Source organism: Pseudoalteromonas rubra, from assembly GCF_000967655.1.
Classification (GTDB): domain Bacteria; phylum Pseudomonadota; class Gammaproteobacteria; order Enterobacterales; family Alteromonadaceae; genus Pseudoalteromonas; species Pseudoalteromonas rubra_A.
Genome location: NZ_JXYA01000067.1, coordinates 1 through 3,379, shown reverse-complemented (window position 1 = coordinate 3,379; position 3,379 = coordinate 1). Strand labels below are relative to the sequence as shown.

At 39.0% G+C, this 3,379-nt stretch carries 4 protein-coding genes and 1 pseudogene; all 5 read right to left on the bottom strand.

From position 1 onward, the window contains the following. Nucleotides 1-219 (bottom strand): transposase family protein (locus TW77_RS24930; RefSeq protein ID WP_162197983.1); only part of this gene is annotated, 219 nt, incomplete at its 3' end. A 117-nt stretch (nt 220-336) separates the two neighbouring features. Continuing rightward, nucleotides 337-474, bottom strand: coding sequence for a hypothetical protein (locus TW77_RS25300; protein WP_156158740.1), 138 nt, complete (start codon nt 472-474; stop codon nt 337-339). A gap of 79 nt (nt 475-553) precedes the next feature. Further along, nucleotides 554-766: pseudogene (locus tag TW77_RS25840) on the bottom strand (IS481 family transposase); the annotation flags it as partial. Nucleotides 767-1,074: 308 nt separating this feature from the next. Next, entirely contained in the window at nt 1,075-2,637 is a 1,563-nt protein-coding gene (locus tag TW77_RS22470; protein ID WP_046007205.1) for a hypothetical protein, read from the bottom strand. Between the two features lie 279 nt (nt 2,638-2,916). Then, entirely contained in the window at nt 2,917-3,216 is a 300-nt protein-coding gene (locus TW77_RS22465) for a hypothetical protein (protein WP_052713315.1), read from the bottom strand. Nucleotides 3,217-3,379 lie beyond the last annotated feature (163 nt).

The window sequence follows — 3,379 nt, the reverse complement described above, 5'->3', positions numbered from 1 at the left end:
CACAGAATTATGAACACCCTCTGGAATACCGTGCTTAAATGCCCTGAACTGCCTGAGCCACGGCAGTTTACTGTGCCCGAACACTTCGATATCTTTCCAGCCTTCACAACCGGATAAAACTGCCGAGATAATATGAAACAAAACATCAGTAAGATCATGATGTTGATTGATAGAAGAACGCTTATCTTCAACAAGTTCAAGGTGGCTAAATAACGACATAATTAACAAGTAGATAGTGATAATGTGGGCGTTATTAGATCAGAAAAGAGGCGGGTGTTAAAGCCTTTTTACAAAGTGCGATCCCGCCGTGTTCAATGCCCTTTTCTGGCAATAAATTTAATAACCGCCGCCGCCATAGGCTGCTTTTAATCCAGATTTAATGGCAACACCTTTGGCATTTACCTGTTTTGGCATTTCTGCTTGTGTTTCTGTTACTTGCTTATCGCCTGATTTTGGTGCTGTATGTTTTTTCATATACATACTCTCCTCGTTTTAAACACATAGTTCTACAATACTAATACAATTACTCTGGGATTAAAAGTAGACGTTATTATTCGGTTCCACGTTCAGTGGGGGTCCGTAGCATGTAGCTCGTGCTCTCGAAGTAAGGTAATACTCTGTTATTCACTAGCTCTGCTGCTATGATAGCTGTTTTAGTGGTAACAGGTATCAACGAAGGTTTGCTGATATATAAGGCCAACCATTTTTAGGTTTCCAACAAAAAAGTTTTCTGTGAACCAAGATATACGAGATTTTCAGTTTCAATTTACAAGCTTTAGATGCGTTTCTAAACTCTTCAGCCAGCTTTATGCTGAATGATTGGATTGCTTGTGTATAACATATGAATTACTTCTTAGTTGTTTTGAATAAAGATTTGACACCTTTATCAAAACGGGTAACTCTCAATTTTTCAAATCGAAATGTCAGTTCTGGCTGGGACTAATAAAACTAACACTAATTAAACTTAAGAAGAAAGTGACTTTTGAGGCTTACTTGCACAAGATCAGATTTGACCTGATATTTCAAGAGACCGTTCAAATTGAAATATCAGGTCTGGTCGGAACTACTTCACCACTACACAACCGAATGTGCGGTACTCATCAAAGTATCCCAATATTTACCTTGTATATTCTTATAATGAATTCTAGACAGGTTTAAACTGCCTGTATGATTAATTGCATGCGGTCCTGTTTTGCGTCGGTTTCGAATAACACCCATAGCACGTTGTGTATACGCTGTGATACTTCCCGCGTTTCTTAGTCCCCACAATTCATCAAGGAGTACCTTTGCGTTACCATTATTGTTTGCGTCAGCATAGTTTACTTGATCCTCAAACTTACTTGGCCAAGCATTTGCATTGTGATCTCTAATGATTGCTGCAGTTGTTTTTTCATCATTTTCGTAAAACACGATGAAATTGTTTTCATTATTTCCATAGTGAAACTCAGAAAACACGCGACTTCCGATATAAGCGTGGTCTTCGAATCCTTTAGTTTTAGTATAACCAACAACTAAAAAACGACCGAATGACAAGTATTCATCCAATCTAGCATGGATGGCATTGGTCGCAGCTTTAAAGGCATTATCATCCCTACCAATGTCACCTGCTTTTATTTCAGCTAAAACTTTACGAGTATGCTGCGCAACCTTTTGACTTAGACTGCCTTGAATACGATTCTTTGTTTCGGCAATTACTCTTTCAGAACTATCAAATCGGCGGTCCCAACGTTGTTGTTCTTGGTAAAGTTGCCCTGAACTAACACCATCTCGTTGCGCAAATTGAAACATACGCATCGAAATCCCCAATGGAATAAGATACACTATACCTGTCAGGATGTCTTCGATGAGTCTATAGTTATCATCTGATGAATCTGCAACAAATCGTGTCAAGTCTTTATTCGACAGCGAGGTGTTACTGTTGGTAAGTTTATGAAAAATGTCAGTTATTGCATCAAGTACGTCTGACTCTTTTGCCATAAAATCATTTAACAAATGCTGCTCATTTGGCGTATCCATACCATGTATCATATCTTCAAACAATGTATAACTGATATTAAGTTGATCTACGGATTGGCCTAATGATGTTGCTACGCGTTGCCAAACAGCGTTCTCTAATAAGGTATCGATTTTCGCATTGATTTCGGTAAGCTGTTGCTGTATTTCTCTCAGTGCTTTTTCATAATCAGGTTTACTACTTCCCAAAAAAAAGCCGAAAATTTTATCAAAGGCAGTACCAGCTAACTTACTGCCGATAGTTTTTGCAAGCCATATGCCCCCTTTGCTTGCTAATCTTCTCATTGGTCCTTTTAACAATAGTAAGGCCGCACTGACGGTTATAACTGCTCTACCACTTACATAATCTACTGGTTCATCTTCAGCAAATAGCGCTAGATTTTGCTTGGAGTTCAAAAACTCAATCAACTGGTTGTTTTCAAGTGCGTGATTAAATGCCTCACGATCTTCAGGGTAAATCTTGACGTGACCGTAGAGATGTTCAAAATTTTCTTCTAGTGTGAGTTGGGCATCATAGTATTTATGCTCTTTTACCCATAATAAATCAGGCTCCTGCTGTTCTGAAAAAGTATCCGAAAAAATAACTTCCGTAGTTTCTAAATCAGTCTTGACAACATCATTCATATTAAAATCCTGTTAAGTTTTTTTGAGTTTATACCTGAGCGATACTGGACTCAGATTAAAATAGCGCTGTATTTTAGATATTCAACGCAAGTAACTTTTGTTAACAACTCAAGTAACTCTCACTAACAACTCAGGCGACTTTCGCCAACAATGTGACTATCTTGATAACAGTGTTATCATACTGATTTTTTCTTGTGAATTCCACTAGTGAATTAGTCAATTCTGAATAACCCACTTTTTTAAGTGGTCGGGCTCGCACTTTGGGCGAGCTTCTTCACTTTAGTATCTAACTGAGTATGTGAACTTCTGCACCTGCACTGAAATAGGCCACTGTAAATTCCAGGCATAAAAAAGCCCCAGAGTTGAGAGGATTTTTCGGCAATTCTGGCCTATACCTGCCAGGATTGCGTTTAACTTGTCACCCAATTTCCTTTTCAATCGGTTAAGCCCCAGATGCCCGTCCTGTTTCATATGTCCTATGATCGGCTCGATTGCTTTGCGCCGTTTCAGTTTGCGCTTAATCGATGGTGTAACTCCGCGTTTTTGCCCTGCAATATAAACCTCATACCGCTGCGCCATGTGTCCCCTGTAACCTCGGTCAACATAGCAGGTTTGCGCACGCTGGTTGGTTACATCCTCAACTATGTGTAATGTTTACAGCAAGGTATCACCAGAAATGGTCCCCAAATTTTGCACACGCACTTAGATGAATAATCTGTTATTAATAGACCAATACAAATTG

Bases quoted from the DNA above. Each gene is read 5' to 3' on its own strand.
- TW77_RS25300 (WP_156158740.1), bottom strand. From the start codon at position 474: ATGAAAAAACATACAGCACCAAAATCAGGCGATAAGCAAGTAACAGAA.
- TW77_RS22470 (WP_046007205.1), bottom strand. From the start codon at position 2,637: ATGAATGATGTTGTCAAGACTGATTTAGAAACTACGGAAGTTATTTTT.
- TW77_RS22465 (WP_052713315.1), bottom strand. From the start codon at position 3,216: ATGGCGCAGCGGTATGAGGTTTATATTGCAGGGCAAAAACGCGGAGTT.